The sequence below is a fragment of the Rhodococcus sp. NPDC019647 genome, from assembly GCF_044389235.1.
Lineage (GTDB): Bacteria > Actinomycetota > Actinomycetes > Mycobacteriales > Mycobacteriaceae > Rhodococcus_F > Rhodococcus_F oxybenzonivorans.
Map to the genome: position 1 here is coordinate 43975 of NZ_JBIRXS010000034.1, position 24496 is coordinate 68470.

Annotated in this window: 20 protein-coding genes and 10 pseudogenes; 18 read left to right on the forward strand and 12 right to left on the reverse strand. The window is 64.6% G+C overall.

All coding sequences use genetic code 11. From position 1 onward, the window contains the following. Window positions 1-14: 14 nt before the first annotated feature. Window positions 15-284: pseudogene (locus ACH49N_RS33960) on the forward strand (transposase); the annotation flags it as partial. Window positions 285-577: 293 nt separating this feature from the next. Here ACH49N_RS33960 and ACH49N_RS33965 read toward each other — a convergent pair. Next, window positions 578-1135, reverse strand: a pseudogene (locus ACH49N_RS33965) (IS110 family transposase); the annotation flags it as partial. Between the two features lie 214 nt (window positions 1136-1349). Continuing rightward, window positions 1350-1651, reverse strand: a pseudogene (locus tag ACH49N_RS33970) (IS3 family transposase); the annotation flags it as partial. On the opposite strand from ACH49N_RS33970, the pseudogene ACH49N_RS33975 reads away from it, so the two are divergent. Beyond that, window positions 1597-2295 (forward strand): annotated as a pseudogene (locus ACH49N_RS33975) (transposase); the annotation flags it as partial. The pseudogenes ACH49N_RS33970 and ACH49N_RS33975 sit on opposite strands and share 55 nt — an antisense overlap. Window positions 2296-2463: 168 nt before the next feature. Here the strand turns inward: ACH49N_RS33975 and ACH49N_RS33980 are convergent. Continuing rightward, window positions 2464-3924 carry a cytochrome P450 gene (locus ACH49N_RS33980; protein ID WP_317747674.1) on the reverse strand — a complete coding sequence of 487 codons (1461 nt, stop codon included), beginning with the start codon at window positions 3922-3924 and terminating at the stop codon, window positions 2464-2466. 1388 nt (window positions 3925-5312) lie between these two features. On the opposite strand from ACH49N_RS33980, the pseudogene ACH49N_RS33985 reads away from it, so the two are divergent. After that, window positions 5313-6040 (forward strand): annotated as a pseudogene (locus tag ACH49N_RS33985) (4-hydroxyacetophenone monooxygenase); the annotation flags it as partial. A gap of 201 nt (window positions 6041-6241) precedes the next feature. On the opposite strand, the gene ACH49N_RS33990 reads toward ACH49N_RS33985, so the two are convergent. Next, window positions 6242-6907: a helix-turn-helix domain-containing protein gene (locus ACH49N_RS33990; protein WP_317747712.1), complete on the reverse strand. Its 666-nt coding sequence runs from the start codon at window positions 6905-6907 to the stop codon at window positions 6242-6244. Window positions 6908-7029: 122 nt separating this feature from the next. On the opposite strand from ACH49N_RS33990, the gene ACH49N_RS33995 reads away from it, so the two are divergent. Further along, complete coding sequence (locus ACH49N_RS33995; protein ID WP_317747673.1) at window positions 7030-8607, forward strand: MFS transporter; 1578 nt, start codon at window positions 7030-7032, stop codon at window positions 8605-8607. A gap of 105 nt (window positions 8608-8712) precedes the next feature. Here the strand turns inward: ACH49N_RS33995 and ACH49N_RS34000 are convergent. Beyond that, a pseudogene (locus tag ACH49N_RS34000) lies at window positions 8713-9324 on the reverse strand (transposase); the annotation flags it as partial. Between ACH49N_RS34000 and ACH49N_RS34005 the strand changes: the two are divergent. After that, complete coding sequence (locus ACH49N_RS34005) at window positions 9284-9796, forward strand: transposase (protein ID WP_317747672.1); 513 nt, start codon at window positions 9284-9286, stop codon at window positions 9794-9796. The pseudogene ACH49N_RS34000 and the gene ACH49N_RS34005 overlap by 41 nt on opposite strands. 796 nt (window positions 9797-10592) lie before the next feature. On the opposite strand, the gene ACH49N_RS34010 is transcribed toward ACH49N_RS34005, so the two are convergent. From ACH49N_RS34010 to ACH49N_RS34025, 4 genes and pseudogenes are all read right to left on the reverse strand, one after another. Then, entirely contained in the window at window positions 10593-10808 is a 216-nt protein-coding gene (locus ACH49N_RS34010; protein ID WP_358277027.1) for an ANTAR domain-containing protein, read from the reverse strand. 1144 nt (window positions 10809-11952) lie between these two features. Next, window positions 11953-12186 carry a hypothetical protein gene (locus ACH49N_RS34015; RefSeq protein WP_317747670.1) on the reverse strand — a complete coding sequence of 78 codons (234 nt, stop codon included), beginning with the start codon at window positions 12184-12186 and terminating at the stop codon, window positions 11953-11955. Window positions 12187-12497: 311 nt separating this feature from the next. After that, window positions 12498-12731: a hypothetical protein gene (locus tag ACH49N_RS34020; protein WP_317747669.1), complete on the reverse strand. Its 234-nt coding sequence runs from the start codon at window positions 12729-12731 to the stop codon at window positions 12498-12500. Window positions 12732-13033: 302 nt separating this feature from the next. Then, a pseudogene (locus tag ACH49N_RS34025) lies at window positions 13034-13252 on the reverse strand (alcohol dehydrogenase catalytic domain-containing protein); the annotation flags it as partial. Window positions 13253-13785: 533 nt separating this feature from the next. On the opposite strand from ACH49N_RS34025, the gene ACH49N_RS34030 reads away from it, so the two are divergent. The 12 genes and pseudogenes from ACH49N_RS34030 to ACH49N_RS34085 all read left to right on the forward strand — a co-directional run bounded on the left by ACH49N_RS34030 (window position 13786) and on the right by ACH49N_RS34085 (window position 21359). Then, window positions 13786-15006 (forward strand): alkane 1-monooxygenase, encoded by a 1221-nt coding sequence (locus ACH49N_RS34030; RefSeq protein WP_317747668.1) that lies wholly within the window; start codon window positions 13786-13788, stop codon window positions 15004-15006. Beyond that, the gene (locus tag ACH49N_RS34035) at window positions 15006-15191 is read left to right on the forward strand and encodes a rubredoxin (RefSeq protein ID WP_317747667.1); all 186 of its coding nucleotides are present in this window, start codon (window positions 15006-15008) and stop codon (window positions 15189-15191) included. Before ACH49N_RS34030 ends, ACH49N_RS34035 begins: the two co-directional genes overlap by 1 nt. A gap of 1 nt (window position 15192) precedes the next feature. After that, window positions 15193-15378 (forward strand): rubredoxin, encoded by a 186-nt coding sequence (locus tag ACH49N_RS34040; RefSeq protein ID WP_007297973.1) that lies wholly within the window; start codon window positions 15193-15195, stop codon window positions 15376-15378. A 5-nt stretch (window positions 15379-15383) separates the two neighbouring features. Beyond that, on the forward strand, window positions 15384-16637 hold the full coding sequence (locus tag ACH49N_RS34045) for an FAD-dependent oxidoreductase (RefSeq protein WP_317747711.1): 1254 nt from the start codon (window positions 15384-15386) through the stop codon (window positions 16635-16637). Further along, on the forward strand, window positions 16630-17283 hold the full coding sequence (locus ACH49N_RS34050) for a TetR family transcriptional regulator (RefSeq protein ID WP_317747666.1): 654 nt from the start codon (window positions 16630-16632) through the stop codon (window positions 17281-17283). Before ACH49N_RS34045 ends, ACH49N_RS34050 begins: the two co-directional genes overlap by 8 nt. 137 nt (window positions 17284-17420) lie before the next feature. After that, window positions 17421-17975: pseudogene (locus tag ACH49N_RS34055) on the forward strand (IS630 family transposase); the annotation flags it as partial. Between the two features lie 582 nt (window positions 17976-18557). Beyond that, a complete protein-coding gene (locus ACH49N_RS34060; protein WP_317747665.1) occupies window positions 18558-18833 on the forward strand; it encodes a hypothetical protein in 276 nt (91 codons plus the stop codon). Between the two features lie 4 nt (window positions 18834-18837). After that, window positions 18838-19068, forward strand: a complete 231-nt coding sequence (locus tag ACH49N_RS34065) for a DUF5372 family protein (protein ID WP_317747664.1) — start codon at window positions 18838-18840, stop codon at window positions 19066-19068. A 33-nt stretch (window positions 19069-19101) separates the two neighbouring features. Further along, complete coding sequence (locus ACH49N_RS34070; RefSeq protein WP_317747710.1) at window positions 19102-19266, forward strand: DUF6788 family protein; 165 nt, start codon at window positions 19102-19104, stop codon at window positions 19264-19266. Beyond that, window positions 19239-20181 (forward strand): annotated as a pseudogene (locus tag ACH49N_RS34075) (Mu transposase domain-containing protein); the annotation flags it as partial. The gene ACH49N_RS34070 and the pseudogene ACH49N_RS34075, both read left to right, overlap by 28 nt. Continuing rightward, window positions 20178-20597 (forward strand): annotated as a pseudogene (locus ACH49N_RS34080) (ATP-binding protein); the annotation flags it as partial. The pseudogenes ACH49N_RS34075 and ACH49N_RS34080, both read left to right, overlap by 4 nt. Before the next feature lie 102 nt (window positions 20598-20699). Next, window positions 20700-21359: a site-specific integrase gene (locus ACH49N_RS34085; RefSeq protein WP_317747663.1), complete on the forward strand. Its 660-nt coding sequence runs from the start codon at window positions 20700-20702 to the stop codon at window positions 21357-21359. An 83-nt stretch (window positions 21360-21442) separates the two neighbouring features. On the opposite strand, the gene ACH49N_RS34090 is transcribed toward ACH49N_RS34085, so the two are convergent. Genes ACH49N_RS34090 through ACH49N_RS34100 form a run of 3 tightly spaced genes read right to left on the reverse strand, consistent with a single transcriptional unit; the run spans window position 21443 to window position 23093 of the window. After that, on the reverse strand, window positions 21443-21979 hold the full coding sequence (locus ACH49N_RS34090) for a DUF6262 family protein (protein ID WP_317747662.1): 537 nt from the start codon (window positions 21977-21979) through the stop codon (window positions 21443-21445). Further along, complete coding sequence (locus tag ACH49N_RS34095) at window positions 21979-22485, reverse strand: hypothetical protein (protein ID WP_317747661.1); 507 nt, start codon at window positions 22483-22485, stop codon at window positions 21979-21981. Before ACH49N_RS34095 ends, ACH49N_RS34090 begins: the two co-directional genes overlap by 1 nt. Further along, on the reverse strand, window positions 22482-23093 hold the full coding sequence (locus tag ACH49N_RS34100) for a tyrosine-type recombinase/integrase (protein ID WP_317747660.1): 612 nt from the start codon (window positions 23091-23093) through the stop codon (window positions 22482-22484). Before ACH49N_RS34100 ends, ACH49N_RS34095 begins: the two co-directional genes overlap by 4 nt. Before the next feature lie 124 nt (window positions 23094-23217). Between ACH49N_RS34100 and ACH49N_RS34105 the strand changes: the two genes are divergently transcribed. Next, entirely contained in the window at window positions 23218-23904 is a 687-nt protein-coding gene (locus ACH49N_RS34105) for a M56 family metallopeptidase (RefSeq protein WP_317758358.1), read from the forward strand. Window positions 23905-24496: the final 592 nt, after the last annotated feature.

Consider the following 24496-nt stretch of genomic DNA (forward strand, 5'->3'; position numbering starts at 1 on the left):
TGAAGGACCACGCGATGGCCACTGCCCACGATATCGACCTGCACCAGTTCCTGAGCGATCAGCTCGCCGACGCCAGCCCCGATCTGCTGCGGAGTTTGCTGTCCACGTTCATCGACGCGCTGATGGGCGCCGAGGCCGATACCCTGTGCGGCGCCGGCTACGGCGAACGCTCCGAGGACCGCACCAACAGCCGCAACGGGTACCGACACCGCGACTTCGACACCCGCGCCGGCACTCTGGACATCGCGATCCCGAAGCTGCGCTCCGGCTCGTACTTCCCGGACAATGAGAATGACGGGTGCGAGTTGGTTGTCCGCGTCTGACCCATTCCCTGACTGACCATTGGTGTCGTCAACTCGACCTGCGGCGGCTGCCGGAGCGCGGGCGTCTTCAGCTCCGGCAGGATCTGCTCGACCAGGTTCGGGTCGTTGCGTCGGCCACTGCGTTGCAGGAGCGCCACAACTTTGCGTCTGGTCAGGGCTCGACCCGATGCCGGGGTGGGCGCCGCGGAGAGCGCCGCGACCGCGGCGCGGTGCTTCAAATTTGGAAATGCCTGCAGTGCAGCAGGATAAAACTCCAGCAACACAGAGCGTAGTCGGCTGATGGTCTGATGCAGCGCCCAGATCGCCTCCTGGTGCTGACGGGCGAGGGCCTTGACCGCCCGGCCGTGTTCGCTGATCGCCGGCATCGGACGGTACATCGCTCGGTCGGTGCGCAGAATATTCGCCAGAATCGCGGTGTCCCCCGGATCGGACTTGCCGCCGGCCTGTCCGTGGCGTTCGCGGTAGCGGGCCACCGCGCGGGGGTTGATCGGGTATACGGTGAATCCTGCTTCCACGAGGGCCACGACGAGCAGATTATTGTAGGTTTCGATCGCGATAGGGGTGGTGCCCGGTGCACCTCCGCTCTCGGCGATTACCTCCAGCAGCGCGGTCAATCCCGCTGTGCCGGTGTCGATGCGCTTCCGGGCGACGACGGTGCCGTTCTCGTCGACGAGGGCGACATCGTGATGCACTTCGGCCCAATCGATCTCGCAGTTGATGCTCATGTACAACCCTCCTGTCCAGCGGCGTATTCTGCTGTGAGCTCGGGGGTTGTGCGGCGACCCGATGGAAAGCGCTCTTCGGCGCGGCATCTCACAAGCCGATCACGTGCCCCAGCGACTGGCAGGGTCACCGTCTACCTTCAGACCTCTCACACAGTCGGATGCCATCACAGCAGTGATCACCTTCCAGCAGCTCACTGCTCAGACTGTGCCCGGATCGGTAATATCTCAGGGACCTCCCGCCAGTCGCCTTGTGCGTGTCGGATCGTTGGTCCGACTCACCCATTACGTGATGTCGCCGACGTACGTACGTGCGGTTCGGTGCGTCGGCGGTGAAGTCCCGTTTGAGCAGGTCGGGTACCTTGTGGTCGGCGGGTTCGGGGACTGTGGTCGTGACGCGTCGTCGACGTCGGTAGCCGACAATATTGTTCTCGCGCATCACCCGGGCGACGCGCTTGTGGTTGACTTTTCGTCCGGAGGGACACCATCGTTGAGCTCGGCAGTGACCCTCGGTGCTCCGTAGGTGTTGTCCTCGGTGTGGATCACCCGAATTCGTGCGGCCAGCTGCGCGTCGGCGTCGGCGCGAGCGGCCCTGGCCGGCTCTACGGACTTCCAGCACCATGATCACCCAGGAGCGGACCGTGGGAGATCCAACGCCTCGAAAAGCTGCTCGAGGACTCGGGGCATCAAACTGTCTTCGGTCGCCACCGATATCACGGGGGTCTCCGGGCGGTTGATGCTCGAGGCGCTCATCGACGGCCGTAACGATCCGGTCCAACTTTCCCAGTTGGCCAAAGGACGACTGCGGTCGAAGATTCTGGTGTTGACCGAGGCCCTGACCGGGCACTTCACCGCCCACCACGCGTTCATGACCCGGCTGTTCCTCGACCGGATCGATGCCCACACCGCCGATATCGACAAGCTGTCGGCCCGGATCGACGAGGCTATGGCACCCTTTCGGCCGGCCCGGGACCTGCTGATCAGTATCCCGGGCTTCTCGACGACCGTCGCCGAGATAGTCATCGCCGAGACCGGCGGTGACATGCGTGTGTTCCCCACCGCCGGGCATCTGGCCTCGTGGGCGGGCACCGCGCCGGGGTGCAGCGAGTCGGCCGGTCGGGTGGAATCCACGAAGACCCGGCCCGGAAACCGGTATCTCAAGGGCGCCCTCTCCCGCCGCCGCCCTCGCCGTCTCCCGCTCCAAAGGAACCTATTTCTCGGCGAAGTTCCGGCGCATCGCCGCGCGCCGCCCTCGGCTACCGCGTCACCGTCGCGCCAGCTGCCTAACCGAATCCAACACCGCCACAATGAAACCCGGATCCGCAAGCTACGCCGGGTCGCCGACGTACGCCCGTGGTCAGGGGGACTTTCGGGTCAGAGGAGCAAGACAACTCCCGCTTGCTCGAAGTTGTCGTGGGCTATCTGCGGCTGAGCCGGATTGGTAGTCCGTCGACGGGAACGGGCAAGGAAGTGTTGTCCCAGCGGACGGTGTAGTCGTCAGGAACAGTCCAGGTGTAGACGCGCAGCATCTCGTGCAGGATCGCTTTGACCTCGAGTGTGCCGAAGTGAAGTCCGATGCATTTGTGCACGCCGCCACCGAAGGGAATCCAGGCGAAGCGGTGCGACTGGTCTTCTTGACGGTCGGGGGCGAAGCGATTCGGGTCGAAGGTGTCGGGATTGGTCCAGCAGTCCTCGACGAAGTGATTTACCGCGGGTGCGACAGCGACGAGGGTGTCGGCAGGGATGTAGTGGCCGAGGACGTCGGTGTCGGCGACGGTCTTGCGCATCACGATCGGTACGGGTGCGACCAGTCGCAGCGTCTCCTTGATGATCAGGTCGAGGGTTTGGAGTCCTTCCAGGGCGTCGATGTCGGGTAGATCGTCGCCGAGGGCGTCTGATTCGTCGCGGGCCTGTTGCTGCCAGGCGGGGTTCTTGGCGAGGTAGTAGGCGCACGCGGCCGTGGTGATCGTTGATGTGTCGTGGGCGGCCATCATCAGGAAGATCATGTGGCTGATGACGTCGTCGTCGGTGAAGCGTTCGCCGTCGGCGGTGGTGGCGTGACAGAGTCCGGCGAACAGATCGTTGCCGTCGCCGGACCGCGTTTCTGGAAGGTGTCGTGCGAAGTAGTCCTCGAGCACTCGCCGTCCCTTGACGCCGGCGCGCCACCGTGTGGCGGGCAACGGTGCCCGCACGATTGAACTCGCGGCACGCACGGTGGCGACGAAGGCCTGGTTGATCGCTGCGGCGTCCTCTCCGCCGCCGCACCCGCCCATGAACACTTCGGTGGCGATGTCGAGCGTGAGGTTCTTCAAACGTGGATAGATGCGTAGCGTGCTGTCGGTCGGCCAGGTCGGCACGTTCTCCCGCACGCAGGGGCCTACCTGGTTGGCGTAGCCGGCGAGCCGGTCGCGGGTGAAGGCCTCCTGCATGATGCGCCGGTGCATGCGGTGCTCATCAAAGCTCATCAGCATCAGGCCGCGATGGAAGAACTTGTCGATGAGATAAGTCCAGCCGTCTTGGGAGAAGGCCTTGTCCTTGTTGGTGAGCACGTGTTGGGTAGCGTCCGGCCCGGAGACGATGACCATTCGGGTGCCGAAGGCTCCCATCCAACAAACCGGTCCGAACTGGTTGTACCGGTCGCGGGTGAAATCCGAGCCGAAGCGGATGTAGTCCAGAGTGTGCCCGAGCATCGGCAGTCCGCGGTCGCCTTCGACCGGCTTGAGTCCGCTGCCCGACGGTGGCTCAGCGAGGTGGCGGGTCGGCCATTTGTGGCTGAAGCTGCGCAGTGCGTTCTCGATCCGTCGTGGCGCGGGGAGCATCACGACGGATGACACGCGTTCGCGCGCCTTGTCCAGCGGAGCGTGAATCAGATTGACCATGGGGTACCGTCCTTGACGTCTGTCGCCTAGTTGTCTAGGGCTTTGCGGGCGCGGTCTCGGTGGGTTGCCGCCGGTTCACCGCTCCGACCTCGGGTGGGCGTGCAATCTGTTCGGCCCGCGTTCATACCACCAGTGGGACGTTGCAGGCGCTGATGACGCCGACTACCGGAAAAGGCCGGTAGCTGATCGACAGCAGCTTGGTCGCGGTGAGCAGTGTTTGCGTGTGGGGATTGCTCTTCGGCGAGGAATTTCGCGGAAGTCGCAGACCAGGGGACTTCGATCGAAGCCTCTTGCCGGGTTCGCCTGTTTCGGACTGTAGCAAGGTGTTCTTCGACAGGCCAGCAAACAGTCTCGGAAACGTAGTATCCAGGTGACCCGCGATCCAAGGCCGTCGCAGTCCCATCTTGGCTGCCCATCCCGAAGCGCTGTCACCTCGTACGTGACAGACGCGCGCGGTTCGGGACGGTGCCGACGTACGCGCCGAAGACCGGGCCGTACACCGCCAGGGTGCCGCCGTGCTCATGTGTTTCCCACGTCGTGGTGCGTCCAGCGTCGGAGGGTGGCCGTTTCGCCAGCTTCGTGTCGAGGGCGGCGTATCGGAGTTACGGGGCGCAGGCGCGCGGCGGACAAGGCTGAGGTCATCGATACTCCCTGCGATGTGGGGTCTAACACACGTCTGGCCAGTCTCGACAGAATAGTGATCTTTGTCAATATTGCGACATTTTCTCATGTTTGTCGGAGGAGGAACTGCTAGATGTCAGTCGGCGCCGTGCAAGAGGACCGGAACACGATCAGGAGCAGGGCAACGCGCCCAAGCGGCAGCAGTAGGCTCGAGTCGGACCGATCTCCTCGACACGCCTCAAAGTAGGAATTATCTTGGGCAAGTGGAATATTCGCAGCAGATCCGAGAAGATTGTCGTGCTGGGCGAGCTGTTCGTGGCCGTCGGCGAGCGCGAATGCGGCGGCGAAATCCTCGGGGTCGCACCCGGTAGACCGAACTCGAGGGGGTGTACGAGTCCGCAGGGCAGGGTCGACGAACCGGGGCTCCCGGATTCGGGCGGGGCGTCGGGCGATTCCCCTTCTCGGTGGTATCGACGGCTTCAGTGACGGGGCTGGATCTGGCGAGAAGCGCCGCCGCAAGTTCATAGGCGGCTGCTCCGGCTGGATTGTGAAGGCTCCGCGGACGAGGTCGGTGTCGACGGAAGCGTGAGTGCTTTCGTTGCCGGGCTTGGACGCAGTGTAGGCACCTACGCGGTGTGGCACCTATCAGTCGCATGTGTCCAGCCGTGGCAAGTGGGGAATGTTGAGCAGATAACCCCTGCGAAGCAGATGGGGCAGGACGGCACGGTCGGGGCGCCAGGCGCCCAAGTTGACTTCTCCCGCTGCAGCTGCGACGCCAGATCAAAGATCCCTGGATGCGCCCCAACTCACCCCTCGCTTCACGGCGGGATGCAAACGACTGCTCGTCACCAACGACTACTACCCAGCGTTGAGTCGGGAGAACTGCACCCTTATTACCTGGTCCATCGCGTGAAACGAACGAGTTGCGTGCGGACGCGAGCAAGATACTCCGCAACGTCAAGGCCGAGGAACCTGTGTCCGGAGGGCATCCGCACCGCCGACGGGCTCGAGCATCACGTGGACGCGATCGTGTTTGCCACGGGCTTCGATGTGGCGAAGTCCGGCACACCCCTTTTCGATTGTCGGGATCGACGGTCGATCCCTCGACGAGGAGTGGTCGTCCGGTGCCTACGCGTACAAGAGCGTCAATGTCGCCGGCTATCCGAACCTCTTCTTCACTTTCGGCCCGAATTCCGGGCCCGGGCAAAACTCGGCGCTGATGTACATGGAGGCACAGATCGACTACGCCGTGCAGGCGATCCGGGCCATGAGACGCTGGAATCTCAAGTACCTCGATGTACGTGAGAACGCGCAACGCAGCTTCAACGATGCCCTGCAGAAACGGTTGGCGAAAACGACCGGGAACTCAGAGTGCCGAACCTGGTATCTGACCGAGGACGGCTTCAACGCCACCATGTACCCCAGGTTCGCCACCCAATACGTCAAACAAATGGCGGACGTGCGGTTTCAGGACTACCACGCCGTCGCCCGGTAGGCGGCCGTGAGGCCAAGGGGCGATCCAGGAGGAATGCGCGCCCGAACTTTCCTAAGCCTGGGTTTACCCAGCTCGGACATGTGTGCCATCTGCCCGTCGATCATCGACGAACACAGTTCGATGATTGCGCATGGTAGTTGGTGGGTAGATCGAGACCGGCGGGGAATCGTTGACCTCTGAAACATGTCGGGCAACAACAAATCAGTGTGTGATCGAGGTTTGCGTCTGTGCGGTGGCGCGGGCGGCGAGGAAGTCGTCGACGAGTTGTTGCCGTTCGATGGGTCCGGTCGGCGGGAGTGCTGCGAGTCGGGTGAAGATGATGGGTCCGACGAGTTGGGTCAGGGCCAGGGTGGTGTCGAAGTGGCCGAGCTCTTGCTGGGCTTCGGGGCTGCCCAGGATCTCGTCGAACGGTTCGCGGTATTGGGTGACCACCCGCGTGCGGAGGGAACTGACCGGGTTCCTGTCATCTTCGGGATGCGATGTCGTCCCGACGGTGTCGGGTTGGGTGGAACCGAGGGCGAGCCAGCCGAGCATTGTCAGTTGGGCGGGGGCTTCCTCGATGAGCTTGGCCTGACGGTCCAGCAGCTCGATCAACTGTTCACGGATCGTTCCGGACGCCGGCGGTGCGGTGACCGGGGGCAGCAGTCGCTCGAACGCCGCGGCCAGGAGCTGGGTGCTGTCGGTGAAGTGCCGGTAGAGGGTGGTCCGCGCAACCTTGGACACCTTGGTGACCGCGTCGATCGTGACGGCCTCGATGCCGCCGGTCGAGAGCAGGGACGTCGCCGCGTCGAGCAGTCGTGCGCGTGAACGGGCCCGCCGGGGATCCACGAGCCGGTCCTCGTCGTCGACCAGGTTTTCGATGATCATCTTCTCGCCCACCTCGTCATTGTGCCGCTCGAATCAGTCGCGGGCACTATCCACTCACCCCACATTGTGCTACTGATAGTAGCGAACCGATACCTACCGTATCGTTATGTGGAGGTGGGCGTATGGCTTCGGGTGATCGGGTGCTGCTGTCGCGGGCGCAGAAGTGGACGTTGGTGGTCTCGTGCCTGTCGGTGGCGTTGGTGGTCGCGTCGATGGCGGCCCTGTACACCGCGCTTCCGGACATTGCGGTGGCCACCGGGGCGACGCAAACCCAGCTCACCTGGGTGGTCGATGGGTACACGTTGGCGTTGGGGTGTCTGGTGTTGCCCGCCGGGGCGCTGGGTGACCGTTACGGCCGGCGGGCGGTGCTGATCGTGGGGTTGGCACTGTTTTCACTGGCCTCGGCGGTGCCACTGTTGGTATCGACCCCGTGGTGGTTGATCGCGGCGCGGGCCGCGGCCGGGGTGGGGGCGGCGTTCGTGATGCCGTCCACGCTGTCGATCCTGACCGCGGGCTTCCCCGAGCAGCAGCGGGGGCGGGCGGTCGGGATCTGGGCGGGGGTCGCCGGGTCCGGGGGTCTGCTGGGGATTCTGGGGTCCGGGGTGCTGCTCGCTTACTGGTCGTGGCAGTCGATCTTCGTCGGCCTGACCGGGGTGGGGGTGTTTCTGCTGTTGTGTGCCTTCACCATTCCCGAATCCCGCCAGGAGAATCCGCCGCTGATGGATGTGATCGGATCGGTCGCGGTGGTGTTCGCGATCGGACTGGTGGTGCTGGCCATCATCGAGGTGCCGGCACGTGGCTGGTCGGATCCCGCGGTGGTCGCCGGATTCGGGCTGGGTGTGGTGGCCACGGCGGTGTTCGTGGTGTGGGAGTTGCGGGTGGATCATCCGCTGCTCGATGTGCGGTTCTTCGCCCGCCGGGGCTTCGGGAGCGGATCGTTCTCCATCACGATTCAGTTCCTGGTGACGTTCGGCGTCTTCCTGGTCCTCGTCCAATACCTGCAGTTGATCTTCGGATACAGCCCGCTGGGTTCGGCGCTGGCGTTGGCGCCGATGATGGTGCCGTTGGTGCTCCTGTCGGCGATCGCACCGTGGATGGCGGCCCGGCTGGGGTTGCGGTTGATGACGGTGACCGGTTTGCTCGCCATCGCCGCGGGGTTCTACTTCATCAGCCGGCTGGATCTGGACTCCACCTACGTCGACGTGTTGTGGCCGACGCTGATGATGAGCGCGGGTCTGGGCCTTACCGCGGCACCGGCGACGGCGGCCATCGTCGCGGACACCCCGGTCGAAAAACACGGGGTCGCCGCGGCGGTCAACGACGCCACCCGCGAGATCGGTGCGGCGATCGGCATCGCGGTCGCCGGCAGTGTCCTGGCCGCCGGGTACAGCCACAACATCGCCCCGGCGATCGAGCGGCTCCCTCCGGAGGCGCGGGGCCCGGTCACCGACTCACTCGCCGGTGCCCTCGAGGTCGCCGACCGGGCCGGACCGGTCGGCCGGCAACTCGCCGACTTCGCCAAGTCCGCGTTTCTGCACGGCACCGAGCAGTCCGCGATCGTCCTCGCACTCATCGCGTCGGCGGGTGCCGCGATTCTGCTGTTCTGGGCGCCCGGCCGCGCTCCCCGCACCCCGGACACGGGCGCATCGGGGAACCCGGCTGAACCGGCCCAGCGCAGTCGATCCCGCGCCCGCCGCTAGCTACTTCGACCTGAAAAAGTCGGGTGTGACGGTGCGTGATCGGCCAGTCCTGGAACGCGAGAATGGCCTCAACCCCTTGGGCTAGACACCCCAGGGCTGTAGTCGTCAAGCGGCTTGGGCGGTGCGTCGATGGTCCCAGGCAATGTGCTCGTCGTAGTGGGTGTGGTGGCGGAGGCAGCCGTGGAGGATGCCGACGAGGCGGTTGCCGAGGGCGCGGAGGGCTTGGTGGTGCAGGTCGCCGGCGTCGCGGCGGTGGTCGTAGAAGTCGCGGGCGCCGGGACTGGACGACAATGCGCAGAACGCCCATTGGTCGATGGCGTCGTAGAGGCGCCGGTTGCGGACGTGGCGGGCGAGTACCGCGCGTTTCTTGCCGGACGCGATCGTTAGCGGGGAGGTGCCGGCGTAGTTTCTGCGAGACTTGGTGGTGGTGTAGCGGTCGGGGTCGTCCCCGAACTCACCGAGCACCCGGGCGCCGAGTACGACACCAAGTCCTGGCAGGGAGCGGTAGATGTCGGCGTCCGGGTGTGACTCAAAATGTGTTGCCAGTTCGGCCTCGAGTTCGGTGATTTGCCGGTTCAGCTCGGTGATGAGGCCGACCGCGGCGCTGGTGGTGGCGGCGAACGCGGCTGCAACCGGCGCCGGTGCGGTGAGGTGCTCGGCCCGCAACCCGTTCTGGATGTCGTGGGCTCGGGTGTCGAGGTTGCGTTGCCGGCCAGCCCTCGACGAGATTCCCGGCGTCGGGCGTGGCGCCGCGCAGATCATCCTCGCCGAGGTCGGGCCGGACATGACAGTGTTTCCCACGGCCGCGCACCTGGTGTCGTGGGAGAAACTGTGCCCGCGCACCATCCAGTCCGGGCCGATCCAGCGCGGCGGTCGAACCGGCAAGGGCAACCCCTATCTCAAGGGAGTGCTCGGCGAGGCCGCCGCCGCAGCCGCCAAGACGAACACCTTCCTCGGCGAACGCTACCGGCGAATCGTCAAACGTCGCGGCAAGCTCAAAGCCCTCGTCGCCGTCGCCCGCTCCATCCTCGTTGTGGTCTGGCATCTGCTGATCGACGCAAACGTCCGGTTCCACGACCTCGGCGCCGACTACCACACCCGCCACATCGACACCGAACGCAAGCTTCGCAACCACATCGCCCAGCTCGCCGCCCTCGGCTACCGGGTCACCGTGGCGCCCGCTGCCTAACCCAAACATCTACCTTCACAAACTGATCCGGCTCCGCAAGCTACGCCGGATGCTATTGCCTGCCACTCACCTTCAGCATTTTCCGGTCAGAAGGGATCGAGGCCATCGTGTTCCGTACCGTAGGCGATCAACCGTCCTTGTTCGAGTCGGTGCTGCCGCAGGAGTTGCTCCGGCTCCCTGACGAGCTGGCTCCTAAGCACCTACTGACCTACCAGGAGTTCACCCATTCCTCACCAGTCACACGCCGATCCCCCGAGTTTTCAGATGCGCTCTCACGCTGAGCTGGGCGGACAGGTAGAACACCCGCAACAGTCGGCGATCGTAGCGCCGTGGTCGTCGGTGGTTGCCGCTGATGCGGCCCGAATCCCGCGGCACCAGGGGTGGCGGGGGCAACGTTGTGGCATGGGATGACCTCGCCACCGATCCCACCCGGGTGGAGATGGTTGTCGACGACCGGGACACCGTGGTGTACCCACGAGCCATCTCTCCGTGTATGTAGCGGCGTTGAGTACCCAAAACGGATCGAGGTAGTCACCGCGCTGGCCAAGTGACCGCCACTGGCAAGATCCGCAAATTCGATCTGCGTCAACAACATCGCGATGGTTGAGCGCACAAGGCGGTGTCGGTGAGATCGCGAGTTTGTCGCTATCCGCGTCGCCGGGTGAGCTGCATTTCATGTCCTTGATTGTCCCCCGGGAGGCGATTGGGCGTTTCGGGCGCAGAGAGGACCACTGCCGGGAGTGGCACTGCGCGCAACGAGTGTGTTTGGTGTGACCCGTGTCGCCGATGGCGAGGTCTACGAGTGCGCGTGCGGCGTTGAGCACGCTGAGGTGGTGACGGTGGGCCATGCGCAGCAAGTCTCGTCGAATGCGGCGGTGTCGCTGCAGCCGCGTAACGCGATCACAATGCCTTTCGCGGTCGACAATAGTTGCCGGCCATCCATCCGACGCTTGTCCGTGGCATCTGCGGGCTCCAGCGCCGGGGTGTCACCGGTATCGGGTACTTCGGTCATCTCCCACGCCTCTGTTGATGCTGTGGTTTGCTGCGGCCACGCCGGTAGAGCGACACGTGTGCGCGGTGTGGGGAGTCGCTGCGTGGCTTCCCCGCGGCGCCCTGAGTGCTCCGCTCGTGAGGAGCGAGGGAGCGACCCGCAGGGCCCCCGCGCCCGCGTATTCGGTATGCCGAGGCGGGCAAGCTCCGTGGAGGCGGGCAAGCTCCGTGTACAAGTGCCGGACACCTGCACCGGGACGCAGGTGCGGCGGCCGGGGGTGCCTGTGCCGACACCGGGGCGTCGACGACTGGTTTCGGTGTGCCCCGGTCTCAGGTCCGGCGCCGAGGTGCCGACATCGAACTCTGGGAGCATCGGCGAGTGATCTGGGTGGCCCGTTGGTCGGGGCCGGTAGTCGTCGCGGTGGTGGGTCGGGGCGGGTAGCCGCTGGCGCTCGAGCCGGCGCGTTTCATCGGCCAGGACCACCCCCCAGGTGAGATACGGGCCGAAGAGGGCGACCGGAAGGCCGATCAAGGACAGGACCACAAGGTGTTCCATCGCGCGCTCCGTAGCGGTGGCTGAATTCTAGCTGAGCCGATCCCTCACGTTGGCATCGCTTACGGTAACGAAATCGTCTTGCGACTGAGTTGCGTGCATGTGAACTGTCGAACACTCCGATGTATCCACCCGATGTCGAAGCCGACCGGCCGCGCGGTCTGGCACCACGCGGCCAAGAACGAGCAGAGGGGTGTGGAACCGCCGAGGGGCGAAACCACGGTCACCCGCGGCATTTCATGCACGACGCTTCTTTGTCGTTGCTGCAGTCCGAAGCGACCGGTCAATGTCGTGCTCTGCTCGCTCGGAGGTTGGTATCCACATTCCGGGGATGATCCACGATGCTGTCGGCGTGTATACCCTGCCTTCGGACGGCACGAGAGTTGATGCTTGCCCATCGGATTGTCGCTGAGCGGTGGGTGAGGCGTAGACAATGTGGGGTAGATGTGCGGGTCCGGATCGGACCCGAGGTCTGAGATCGCCGTTTCGGCGATCAACAGCTCCGCGAGCGGGACGTTCCGAGAACGCTGGTCCTCAGGGCGGTCACTGTGCGATGCTCCGCAGGTACGCCGCGCTTGCCATCACATCCGAGACTGGATCCTCGGCTTCTGATTCACCCGTCACGATGGTGCCCCATTCTAGCATCAACCACCCGGCCGAAAACCCTGGTCGCCCAGGTGCTCGACGTCAGCGTCGCCGAGCGGGGGTACGCGCCCTGGGCGGCGGCGTAGGCCGCGCGGGTGTCGGTGAATGTCGGGTACGGGTCGTGGTCAGCGCGTCGTGCAGCAGCACGCGGGGTGAACGCGCCGACCGCCTTCAGGTCGTAGGAGGTGAGGGTGCCCGCCAACCGTCGGGGTCTGCCGGAAGGTACCCGCCCGGGCTGATCTGGTCGATTCGAGCCCCGGGTTTCGCATCTCGGACGGACGTGCTCGGTCGGCGGCGGGTGGCCTGAGCGCGGACCGCACCCACGCCCCCGAAACCGGCTCTGCTTCAATACGAATCATCGCCATCGCCAACCCTCGTCCATTCTGAATGGTCAGTGCTGTTGTAGGTGGAAGAGCGGAGTCAACGCTCCGCGACAACACCACCTACCAGCCCACACCGACTGCGATCGCCCGGCATAACCAGATTTGGATCACGATCACGTTCGAGGCCGGATCAACGCGAAGAACTAAACCGCTGTGTCAGAGGCGGATCCACAGCAAGACGGAAAGTCCCGGTACTTTTGCTGCGCACGACGCCTGATTCAAGCCTGCGCCTATTGCGGGGTGACTCCGCCGTCCGCCCGACTTTGTCGTAGACGTGGCCGCACACGTGGATGATGATGGGGATCAATGCTGGAGAAAGCATGAAGATCACCAGCGGGACGAACCAGTAGATGAACTCGGTCATTGCGGTACCTCTTTGTTGGTCGGAAGTATTCGATGCGCCTCGGCGATCCAGTCGACCTCAAGGGGCCTCCCGTGCCGTGTGTGGGAAGGGTGTGGTCAGGGCGATCACGTCGAAGGAGGGCGGCCGAACCCTGCGCGGTACGCGGCGTAGAAGCCGTCCATGAAGAACCGGTGCGCCGGGCCGTCGGGGAAGGGGGAGAGCCCGGATCGAGATTGTGCAGCGGGTGCTCGCGGTCCAGCTGGCGACGACCGTCGGATCTCCCTGGTTGGAGGGTAGCGACAAGCTGGTTCCGAGATGGCTGAGCCCGATCCGACCTTGTGGATGACCCCGGCACCCTCGTGGCCCCCGACTACGGGGAAGTGAATCGGGAGGTCGCCTGTGACCAGGTGCTCGTCCGAGTGGCACAGTCCGCAGGCGGTGAGCTTGACCATCGCCTCGCCGGGCTTGGGGTCGTCTAGGTCGAGTTCTTCGACCTGCCAACTCCTCTCCGAGCCCCCACAAACTGCAGCCTTTGTCTTCATCCCACTCTCTCCATTCCACGAGCCGATCACGGACTCTCCTCACTATGCGCGTGTGGTCTACGTCACCGCGCGGTCCGCACGTGCCAGGCTTGGCCCGTACGCGCCAACCGGGAGCCCCGCGGGGGCGTGGGAGTCGTGGTACTCCGCAGGTGAGTTTTTCGCCGAACAATCTCCTGTGACCACCCGGTGCGCGGTCGACCGGCAGTCGGTTCCGGTAGGCGCTGTCGGACGGGCCACCACTGCAAGGGATGAAGCCGCGACCCTCACCTCGGATCATCGCTGTCTCCGAGAGGCCGTTCGTGGTTGAGCATGCGGCTGGTTCCGTGCGGCTGCGAGCTTCCTTCCTGGCGTTGGCATCGAGCGAGAAGCGCCCTGGACGCCGGGGTGCGGACTTGCGGTGGCCATCTGGCGCGATCAGCCGGGGATATACAAAAGAGCATCGGTGTATAGACAAATTACAGATATTCGGTAGTGTCAATACCTGAGTGATCCAGGGCATAGTCCCGAACTGGTCCCGAAGGTGAGGAGTAGAGGTGACGACGAACGTGAATACCGAGTCGCACATTCCTGTCGAGGAATGGCGTGACAAGAAGCGACACTTGTGGCTGCTGGGGTTGATTCCACCGACGGCCGTCTTCCTGGGCGCGGCGTTGGTCTGGGGATTTAATGAGCTCGGCTGGAACGCGGTGTCACCGATCTGGTGGTGGATCGGTGTGATGCTCCTGTTTGGGCTGCTTCCTGTTCTCGACATTTTCTTCGGGCCCGACGGCCAGAATCCGCCGGAGGAGGTGATGGAGCGACTCGAGAACGACAAGTACTACCGCTACTGCACGTATGTGTATATCCCGTTCCAGCTGGCGAGTCTCGTCTTCGCGTGTTACCTGTGGTCGGCGGACAATCTCGCCTGGCTGGGGATTGACGGGGGATTGAGCTGGATCTCGAAGATCGGACTCGCGTTGAGCATCGGGGTGATGGGCGGAGTCGGTATCAACACTGCACATGAGATGGGCCACAAGAAGGACGAACTCGAGCGCTGGCTGTCGAAAGTGACTCTGGCGCAAACGTTCTACGGGCACTTCTATATCGAACACAACCGAGGGCACCACGTGCGTGTGTCTACGCCGGAAGATCCTGCCAGTGCACGGTTCGGCGAGACGTTCTGGGCGTTTCTTCCACGCAGTGTGTGGGGCAGTCTCAAGTCCTCCTGGGAACTCGAAAAGACCCGAATGCAGCGACTCGGCAAGAGCACGTGGAGCATCCACAATGATGTACTCAATGCCTGGGCAATGTCGGTCGTGCTGTTCGGCGCACTGACCATCGGTTTCGGTGTCGAAATCGTTCCATTTCTGGTTATCCAAGCCATCTATGGCTTTTCTCTACTCGAAACCGTGAACTACCTCGAACACTATGGGCTGTTGCGGCAAAAGACCGCGAGTGGTCGGTACGAGCGATGCGCCCCAGTGCACAGCTGGAACTCGGACCACATCTGCACCAACATCTTTCTGTACCACTTGCAGCGGCACAGTGACCACCATGCCAATCCGACCCGCCGCTATCAGACGCTTCGCAGTATGGACGGTGCGCCGAACCTCCCGAGTGGCTACGCGAGCATGATCGTCCTCGCCTATGTTCCGCCGATCTGGCGCAAGGTAATGGACAAGCGGGTTCTCGCCCACTACGACGGCGATATCACACGGGTGAACGTTCAGCCGAGCAAGCGTGAGAAGGTCCTATCCAAGTACGGAGCGAAGTAATGGCACGTTATCGATGCCCCGTCTGCGACTACGTGTATGACGAACGTACTGGCGCACCACGAGAGGGATTCCCGGCGGCAACCCGATGGAGTGCTATCCCCGAAGGCTGGTGCTGCCCGGACTGCGGAGTGCGGGAGAAAGTCGATTTTGCACCCGTGGACACCGACACGACGACAAGGAGTTGACATGAACTCTGACTTCAAGCTGTACCGATGCATTCAATGCGGATTCGAATACGACGAAGCCGAAGGCTGGCCCGAGGACGGCATCGCGCAGGGTACTCGATGGGACGATATCCCTGAAGACTGGAGTTGCCCGGACTGCGGTGCCGCGAAAGCGGACTTCGAAATGATTGAAGTGGCCCGCTCGTGACGACGATGGTGATCGTCGGTACCGGCATCGCCGGCGCAACTGCAGCGGAGACTCTACGGGCAGAGGGCTTCTCGGGAAGAATAGTGATGGTCGGAGACGAACCGAGCCTCCCTTATCGGCGGCCGGCGCTCTCCAAGGACTTGCTCGCAGGCACAATGACAGCCGAGCGGGCGCTCCTCAAATCCGACACCGCGTGGACCGAGAAGGACATCGACATTCGTTCGGGCATCAGCGCCGAAACGATCGATCCAGAACGGCGAACCGTGGCGCTGTCGGACGGCGAGACACTCACATTCGAGGCGTTGCTACTGGCAACAGGCGGACGAGCACGTGAGTTCGCCACCCGCTCAGGCGAGCGAATCCACACGTTGCGAGGCCTCGCGGATACCACGTCGCTGCGTGATGCGATCATCGGCGCAGGGTCCGTCCTGATCGTCGGCGGTGGGTTGATTGGGTCCGAGGTGGCGGCAACCGCGCGCTCGCTCGGAACCGAGGTCACGATTCTCGAAGCGGCGGAAGCGCCGTTGATCAGGATTCTTCCGCCGGCGATCTCGAAGATGTACCGCCAACTCCATGCAGAGCATGGAGTCACCATGGAAACCGGTGTCAGTCTCACCAGCCTGACCTTGGATGATCACGGTGTCGTGGCCACGGACACCGAGGGGCGCACATGGTCCGCCGGAATGGCGCTGGTGGCGATCGGGATGGCGCCGAACACCGAACTGGCTGCCTCGGCTCGGCTTTCAATCGACAATGGCATTGTCGTCGATGAGCATTTCCGCACCTCGGCGTCGGGGATTTACGCGGCAGGCGATGTCGCGAACTGCCCGAACCCGATTATCGGAGGCAGACACAGAACCGAGCATTGGAACAGCGCCATGTCTCAGGGGGCGGCTGCGGCGAAAGCCATGCTAGGCAGGCCCGCGCTCTTCACCGAGGTGCCGTGGGCGTGGTCCACACAGTACGGCCACAATCTCCAGTTCGCTGGCTGGCCCCGGGCCGACGATGATTTGATCGTCCGTGGCTCCCTCGACGACCGCAACTTTACGGCGCTGTTCAGTAGGAATCGGATGCTCGTCGGGGCTGTGTCGATGGGACGCCCCAAGGACATCCGCGCCGCGCGGGAATTGATCCAACATCGCAGCCCCCTCGATCAGCAGGCTCTGAGGGACGAAGACACCTCACTGGCGGACCTCGCCGCCATACGGCGAGAAACTGCCCCGCGATCGGTGGCCCCCATCGATTCCGTCCATGGCTGACAACATTGCGCCGGGTGTGCCGGTGATCGGACGTCCCCGCGCACACGCTCGTATTCCCTACGCGGAGGCAACCCGGTCGTTGTTGCATCAGTCGATACTCGATGCGATGGGGGACTTGCTGCGAACCAAGGATTGGTCCGAAATCACCATGACTCACGTCGCCGCGTCGGCAGGAGTGAGTCGTCAAACCCTGTACAACGAGTTTCAGTCGCGCCATGGTCTCGCTCAAGGCTACGCACTGCGGCTGACCGACAGTTTCGTGGAGGCACTCGACGAAGCCGTCTATGCGAACACGGGTGACATGCACGGAGCATTGCTCGGGGGATTCTCGAGATTCTTTGCTGAAAGCGGTTCCGATCCCTTGGTGCAATCTTTGCTCACTGGTGATCCGAAACCAGACTTGCTGCGTCTGATCACCGTCGAGAACGCCCCCCTCATCGAACGCGCAAGCGGGCGTCTGAGCACCACATTCGAACGCAGTTGGGTGCAGGCGTCCACGGAGCGTGCCATGGTCCTCGCCAAGGCCATCGCACGGCTTGCGATTAGCTATATTTCGATGCCTCCGGACTCCTACGGCGATGTGGCCGAAGACATGGCCAAGCTCTTGACGCCTTATGTCCTTGCATCCACGCCAGTGGTGGAATGAGGCACGGCGCATCGTCGACGGATGTGAGAGAGAACAGGACAGGGTCATACCTTCACCGCCGGGCGAGGTGCACAGCGTTGACGATCACCTAGTGTTCTGAGTTATTGATTCGTTGAATATATTGGTATCATCGGGTAATGGCACGTGCTGGTCGCCCGAAGGCGGAGTTGGTTCTGTCCGATGTCGAGCGTGACACGCTGCTGGGTTGGGCTCGTCGCGCGAAGACGTCGCAGGCGGTGGCGCTGCGGGCGAAGATCGTGCTGGCGTGTGCGGAGGGCGTGACGAACAAGGATGTCGCTGCGAGACTGGGGATCTGGCCGCAGACGGTGTCGAAGTGGCGGGCCCGGTTCGTCAAGGATCGACTGGCGGGCCTGGCGGACGAGCCGCGGCCGGGCGCGGCTCGCACGATCACCGACGAGCAGGTCGAGACGGTGATCGTCAAGACCCTGGAGGAGACGCCGGCGAACGGGGACACGCACTGGTCGACCCGGTCGATGGCCCGTGCCACCGGCATGTCCCAGACCGCGATTTCCCGGATCTGGCGCGCTTTCGGCCTCAAGCCGCATCTGGTGGACACCTGGAAGTTGTCCACCGATCCACAGTTCATCGAGAAGGTCCGCGACATCGTCGGCCTCTACCTCGCCCCGCCCGACAAGGCACTGGTGCTGTGCGTGGACGAGAAATCGCAGATGGTGTGCCACGAACGCTGAGGGAGGCGGGTATGTAGCAGCCTCCGGAAGTGATGCTGTGCAAGAGATGGAGGTAGGTCCTCCGGGGTCGCCCTGCAGGGGGAGGTTCCAAACCACCGCAGGCTGCGCCGGTTAAGTGCCGGTCGTGGTGAGCGCTGCGGAAAAGGCGCGGCAGAGATCGCGTCAGGTGTGGGTCAGGAAGGCGAGCGTGAGCGAACTGCTGATGACGTGTCGTAAATTTTCTCAGTGGCGTCGAAACCGGGGCATCATCTGGGCTCCGGGACAAGTCTGGGGGGAGCCTGCCGACTGCCCAGACGGCGTCCGGCATGGAGGTAGCGCGAGCCTGGCCCGGGCTCTTGCATGGAACGTGGGAACCTGTCGCCCCGATACTGTCGCCGGCCCGGTGGGCTGGTGGCGAGAGGGAGAACCCCAAGCGGACAAAACCGTGAGGGGTCGAGTACCGATGCGGGGCACGGGGGCGGACCGTCTCGTAGTAGCGGTGAAGCCTGGTAACGCGGGTGGAGCGAAGGGGACGGGTCGTCCGGGTTTGCTTGGCGGTCAACCGGTGTGCCCGGGAGGAGCCGGATGAGTAAACCGAAGTCGTTCGAGATCTCGAAACACTTGGTGTTCGAGGCGTACTTGCGAGTCAAGGCGAACAAGGGTGCGGCGGGCGTCGACGGGGTGTCGATCGAGCAGTTCGAGGTGGACCTACGGGACAACCTCTTCAAGCTGTGGAATCGCATGTCGTCGGGCTGCTATTTTCCGCCGCCGGTGCGGATGGTGGAGATCGACAAGCCTGGGGGCGGATCGAGGATCTTGGGAGTGCCGACGGAGGCGGCATACTGCCGCATCGTCCAGTGATGATTTGGGTTTCGTCACTCATCCGTTCCACCCGCTGAGGGGGCAGCGGCTCGAGGTTCTCTACGTCAAACGGCGGGCCGGGGACTCGGTGTTCGTCTGTTCCCGGGGTGCGGACGGTCAGGTGACGGTGCCCCGGTCGTGGACCGACCGGGGCGAGCCGCCGCGGGGGCACCGGCTCTCGGCCGAGGGGCTGGCCGACCTGTTCGCGGCGACACGCGCAATCGAGGATCGTTGATTGTCATGACTGGTCAGAGCACACTCTTGTGTGATGGATACACACAAGAACGAGTTCTCCGAGGTGTCGACGCGGGAGCTGTTGACGCGGCGGCGTCGGTTGGCGGCGCGGCTGGGAGATGTGGAGCAGGTGCTGGCCGGGTCGTTGGTGGAGCAGACCCGGCGCTGCGGCAGGGCGGGGTCGTGGCGAACGTGGTGATTCCCACCCCGGACTACGTTCGCTTCGCCACCCACTACGGCTTCGCCCCGGACTTCTGCCACGCCAACGATCCGCAGTCGAAGGGCGTTGTGGAGAACCTCGTCGGCTACGCCCAGCGTGACCTGGCCGTCCCGCTGTTCACCGAGGCCGCGGTCGCCGGCACCACGGTCGATGTTCATACCGCGAACGCCGCCGCCCGCACCTGGTGCGCCGAGGCCAACGCCCGGATACACACTGAGATCTGCGCAATTCCTGATGAGCGACTGCGCGACGAGCGGGAACTGTTGCACCCGTTGCCGTCTCTGCGGTTGCAGATGGGGCCGCCGCCGGTGACCCGCAAAGTGGACCGGCTCTCGTGTGTGCGGTTCGCGTCCGCCCGGTACTCGGTCCCGACCCGGCTGATCGGGACCTCCGTGCGGCTGGTTCAGTCCGACGATGCCCTGGTGATCGTCGAACCGGCGACCGGGCAGGTGGTCGCCGAACACGACCTCACAGCACCGGGAACCGCGTCGGTGCACGACGAGCACTACGACGGACCCAGGCCAGCACCCGAACCGGGCACCTAGGCCGAGAACGACTGTCGAGCAGCAATTCTGCGCACTCGGTGCGAGCGCCGAAGCGTTCCTGGTCGGTGCCGCCGCGATCGGCAACACCCGCCTGGGACCCGAACTCGAGGTGCTGCTGGCACTGGGCGCCGCGCACGGCACCGAGGCGTTGGTGGCGGCGTTGACCCGGGCGGTGGCATTCCGACGCTTCCGAGCGGCCGATGTTCGATCGATCCTCGCTGCCGGTGCCGGAACTCCGCAACCCAGGCCGGCCGGGGATGCGTTGATTCTGGATCTTCCGACGGCACCGACCCGATCGCTCGACGACTATGCGATCGGCCCGCGCACCGACGGGAGCGCCGGCTCATGACCGAAACAGCGACCACCGCAGAAGGGCCGGTCACAGCTGCAGCACCGCCCTCGGTTCCCGTGCTGGCGGCGGACCTCGATGCCGGGTTGCGCCGGCTCAAACTCGCCGCGATCCGTCGCACCGCACCCGAAGTCCTCCTGACCGCGAAGACCCAGCGGTGGACCCCGGAAGAGGTGCTGCGAACCCTCGTGGAGGCGGAGATCGCCGCACGGGACGCCTCGAACATCGTGAACCGGCTCAAGGTTGCCGGGTTCCCGGTCACGAAGACGTTGGAGTCGTTCGACGTCGCGGCGTCATCGATTCAGCCCAAGGTGTTCGACTACCTGACCAGCTTGGAATGGGTTCGAGCACAAGCGAATCTGATGATCATCGGACCAGCCGTTATCAACGGGAGTTCGTCGACTCTCATTAACGTCTTCGACGATGTTTGTTGATCTTGCTTTGCGATCGTTGTTTCCCGGTTATCAGAGGGAGTGCAACAACGATGTGGAGCGGGGCTTGTGGCGTACGGTCTGGCGGTGCGACCGCCTGGTGGGAGTCGGACGTGGACGGTGGTCGATGCGTCGTATCGGACCGTTGATCCGGTCGAGGAGTGGTTGGAGTCTCACCGGACTTTGTGGTCGCCGAATACGGTGCGCGGCTATGCGACGGCGTTGGCTCAGTGGTGGACGTTCCTGGAGCAGCGCGACGAGGTCGGGAAGTGGCGGGACGTCGGTGTCCCCGCGGTGACGGGGTTCCTGTCGTGGTTGCGCAACGGCCGGACGGTTGAACGCAGCCTGGTCCCGCAGGAGCAGGTACCGGGAGCTTCGACGTTGGAGGCGCGGCTGGCGGCGTTGATGTCGTTCTATCGGTGGCAGGAAGCGGTTTTCGGAGTTCCGGTCGCGGGACGGTTGATGCGCGGGGCACCGCGGCGGATGCCGGCGCGGGGGTTGCTGGCGCATCTGGATGCTCGGACGGCTCCGCGGCCGTCGTCGCTGGTGCGGGTGCGCCGCGGTCACCGGGGTACTGGTCGGCCACCTCTGTTGTTGCCTGGGCAGATCCAGGCGATCCTGAATGGATGCGCCGTGTTCGATTCGGCCACTGGTGAATGGGTCGGGAATCTGCGGGACCGGTTTCTGTTCGCGCTGCTGGCTGAGACCGGACTGTTCTCCGGGGGTCAGCCCCGTGTGGCAGCGTGATTCTCTGAGTTTGTGCAGTTCAGAGGCTGATGGGGAGATGCTATCCGCTGCAACAGGTGTGGCGCAAGCGGACTCGCGATGGTTCACTTTTTGGGGCTCGGGGCGTTGATGCGGGCCATGAGTTCGCGGTTGGTGGCGCGGGCCGCGGCGAGGTCTTCGTCGCGTTCGTCGAGTTGTTGCTGTAGGTCGATGACCTGTTGTTCGAGATGGGTGATCCGGTGGTGGAGTGCATCGATGTCGGTTGGGGCGCCGAGCCCGGACTCGCGCCAGGTTTGTTCGCCGAGGGCTTCGGACAGGCGCTTTTCCAGGTGCTGGATTCGGGTGTTGAGCCGGACGGCGCGTTCGTGGGCGGCGAGCAGGTCTGCTTGCAGCGAGGCTCGGGTGACCGCTGGTCCGGTGCCGTCGTCGGCGGTGGGTTCGGTTTGCAGCGCGTGGATCTTCTCGAGCAGGTCGCGGTGCCGGTAGAGGAATGTGCGGTCGACTCCGGTCCGGGCGAGGCCGCGGAAGGTGATCGGCTCGTTGCGGCGGATGATCTCGTGCAGTCCATGCTCGGCTCGGGCCTGTGCAGCGGCGCTCTTGCGGGCGGCGGCCTGGCGGAGGTTGTCCGGGTTGCCACGCATCAGTTGTTGTCCTGTCTCGCGGTGATGGCGTCGGTGCGGGCCTGGACGCCGGCACCGCGGATCGCCCCGGCGGTGTCGTCGGTGAGGCGGGTGCGTTCGAGGGTGAGGATGATTCGGCCGAGGGCGTCGCGTTCCTGCCGGCGTCCAGCGAGCCAGATGTTGTCCTCGCCCATCGGGTGTCCGGTGCGGGCTTCGAACGTCGCGCGGCGTTCGGTGACGAGTTGGTCGGTTCGGGCCAGCTGGGTGTGCAACTCGGGCAGGAAGGTGGCATCGGTGGCGAACTTGTCGCAGGTCAGGCAGGCGTTGCCCTTGCCGCAGACCTGGCGGGGCGGCAGCAGGCAGTACCCATTGGGCAGGATCCGGTCGGTGCGCTTGTCCAACTCGAGCATGTCGTAGAGGTCGCGAGGATCGATCTCGAGCTCGCGTCCGTCGGCGGTGAGCTTGCGGTGGCGTAGAAATTCGGCCTCGTCGGTGGACTGCAGCGTCTGCGCGTAGGTCATGGTCATGGTCGGCGTGAGATGCCCGAGAGGTAACGCTGCAGCACGTGTAACGGGACACCGCTGTTCAGCAACCGGGTGGCGACGGTGTGGCGGAATCGGTGGGTGCGGTTGAAGTCGACCAGGGCTCCGGTGCTGTCGCGCACGTCCAGCCGGACGGCCAGATCGGTCAACAGATTCCGCAGGACGGTGCCGGAGTAGGGTCGGTCGCCGTTGCGGTTCATCAGCGCGGCCAGGAACAGATACTTCGGGGTCCTTCCGGGTGCGCCGTGTTCGGCGAAAAACCTTGCGGCCCAGTCCTGTTGTTCGCGGATGATCGCGACGACCTCGGCATGCACCGGGATGGTGTCCGGCGCGCCGTCGATCTTCGTCTGCTGGTAGCGGAGTTTGGCGACCAGCCCCTGCTCGTTGCCGCCTGCGGCAGCCTCGCCCGGCGAGGACGACGGCGCGGTCGGCGACAATGGCAACAGTGGGTCGCGGTCGAGCAGGCAGATCTCGCTGACCCGGCGACCCAGCAACGCCACCAGCATGGTGATCCGCATGGCCTGCTCGTCCCCGAACCCGCCGTCGGCGACGGCGGCACCGAGCAGATCCAGCCCGGCCATGATCCGGGTCATGGCGTCGTCGTCGATGACCTGACCTTCGAGTCGGGGCCGGGGCTTGCCGCCCAGCTCACCACGCCTGTAGAAGCCGGCATGCTCGGGTCCGAGTCGTAACCAGCCCGGTTCGGCCTTGCAGAGCGTGTTGCTGGTGTTGTCGGTGTGCGCTGTCGCGGCATTTGGGTTCGCGCTGTGGCGTACGGCGCGGGCTGTGCTTCGGATGCGTGCGCGTACACACCGACATGCGCGCCGCGCACGGCTGATCGGCCGCCGCATCGCCGGCCTCGATGCGGTGGTACTCGACGCGCCCGAACGTATCGCCTACTGCGTGGCCGGGCGCCCGCACACCATCGTGGTCAGCCGTGGCGCGCTCACCGCCCTCGGTGAGCGTGAACTCGATGCCGTACTCGCGCGTGAACGCGCCCACCTGGCCGGCAGACATCACCTGGTGCTGGGTGCGGTCCGGGGGTTGGCTGCGGCACTGCCGCGGATAAGCCTGTTTGCCACCGGAGCAGCCGAGATCGCCCGACTGCTGGAAATGTGTGCCGACGACACCGCCGCGCGGCACCACGGGTCACGCGCCCTCCTCGGCGGTCTTCTCGCCTCGCCGGAGCGCAACCCCGCGCCCACGGAAGCGCTCGGCGCCACCGGCATCGACGTCCTCGCCCGAGCCGACCGCCTCGCTGCAGCGTCCCCTTCGGCCCGCGGTGCTCGCACGGGTGCCCCGCTGGCGGCAGCGACTGCTCTCATCGCCCTCGGCCCGGTCACCCTGGCGCTGCTCTATCACGCCGGAGTGGTGATGTGCGGCCCGATGGTCATGGGGGTCTGAGCGCGACGACTGCGGGCTGGCAAACCTCCAAAGTGGACCGACCGGGGGCGTGGGTCGAGAAGTCGCCGACTCGACGAACTGGGCCAGGGACGACCATGTAGCCGAACATCATGTGTAATGTGACAGAGTTCCTCGTTCTTCCCATGGCCACGGCTGGCGGGTCGAAATCCTCGGCGCTCGAGGCATCGACGTGCCGGTGAAACTCGGCGCGAACCCGCTCGAACTCCCCAGCGAACTCCCGCGTGTCCGCACCCTCCGACTCCGGGGTTCAGTTGCCGCGTTCGATCGCGATATCCAGGCAAGGTCATCTCCGCGGTCGGTGGTCGCTCGCGACAAGGGGCGCGATCTCCGGCTTTGCGCGAGCAGGCGTTCACGGGCCCGCACCGCCATCCACGTTGAGAGGGCGCAAACCCTCTCGACACCGGAGTGTGCATCCATTTGGCCTATGGACTCGACCTCGGCCGAGGGAACTGTGACGCCAGCTTTGTGCAGCTATTTGTGAGGTGGCTTTGAATCCAGAGTTCGGGATGCCAAACTTTATGATGTGATGATGCTGATAACCGTGCGCGATGCGTGTGCCGTCCTGATCGGG

Coding starts and splice junctions, on each gene's coding strand:
- ACH49N_RS33980 (WP_317747674.1), bottom strand. CDS start 3,924: ATGGTCAATCTGATTCACGCTCCGCTGGACAAGGCGCGCGAACGCGTG.
- ACH49N_RS33990 (WP_317747712.1), bottom strand. CDS start 6,907: ATGATCATCGAAAACCTGGTCGACGACGAGGACCGGCTCGTGGATCCC.
- ACH49N_RS33995 (WP_317747673.1), top strand. CDS start 7,030: ATGGCTTCGGGTGATCGGGTGCTGCTGTCGCGGGCGCAGAAGTGGACG.
- ACH49N_RS34005 (WP_317747672.1), top strand. CDS start 9,284: ATGTCGTGGGCTCGGGTGTCGAGGTTGCGTTGCCGGCCAGCCCTCGAC.
- ACH49N_RS34010 (WP_358277027.1), bottom strand. CDS start 10,808: ATGACCGAAGTACCCGATACCGGTGACACCCCGGCGCTGGAGCCCGCA.
- ACH49N_RS34020 (WP_317747669.1), bottom strand. CDS start 12,731: ATGACCGAGTTCATCTACTGGTTCGTCCCGCTGGTGATCTTCATGCTT.
- ACH49N_RS34035 (WP_317747667.1), top strand. CDS start 15,006: ATGGCACGTTATCGATGCCCCGTCTGCGACTACGTGTATGACGAACGT.
- ACH49N_RS34040 (WP_007297973.1), top strand. CDS start 15,193: ATGAACTCTGACTTCAAGCTGTACCGATGCATTCAATGCGGATTCGAA.
- ACH49N_RS34045 (WP_317747711.1), top strand. CDS start 15,384: ATGGTGATCGTCGGTACCGGCATCGCCGGCGCAACTGCAGCGGAGACT.
- ACH49N_RS34050 (WP_317747666.1), top strand. CDS start 16,630: ATGGCTGACAACATTGCGCCGGGTGTGCCGGTGATCGGACGTCCCCGC.
- ACH49N_RS34060 (WP_317747665.1), top strand. CDS start 18,558: ATGAGTAAACCGAAGTCGTTCGAGATCTCGAAACACTTGGTGTTCGAG.
- ACH49N_RS34070 (WP_317747710.1), top strand. CDS start 19,102: ATGGATACACACAAGAACGAGTTCTCCGAGGTGTCGACGCGGGAGCTG.
- ACH49N_RS34090 (WP_317747662.1), bottom strand. CDS start 21,979: ATGCGTGGCAACCCGGACAACCTCCGCCAGGCCGCCGCCCGCAAGAGC.
- ACH49N_RS34095 (WP_317747661.1), bottom strand. CDS start 22,485: ATGACCATGACCTACGCGCAGACGCTGCAGTCCACCGACGAGGCCGAA.
- ACH49N_RS34100 (WP_317747660.1), bottom strand. CDS start 23,093: ATGACCCGGATCATGGCCGGGCTGGATCTGCTCGGTGCCGCCGTCGCC.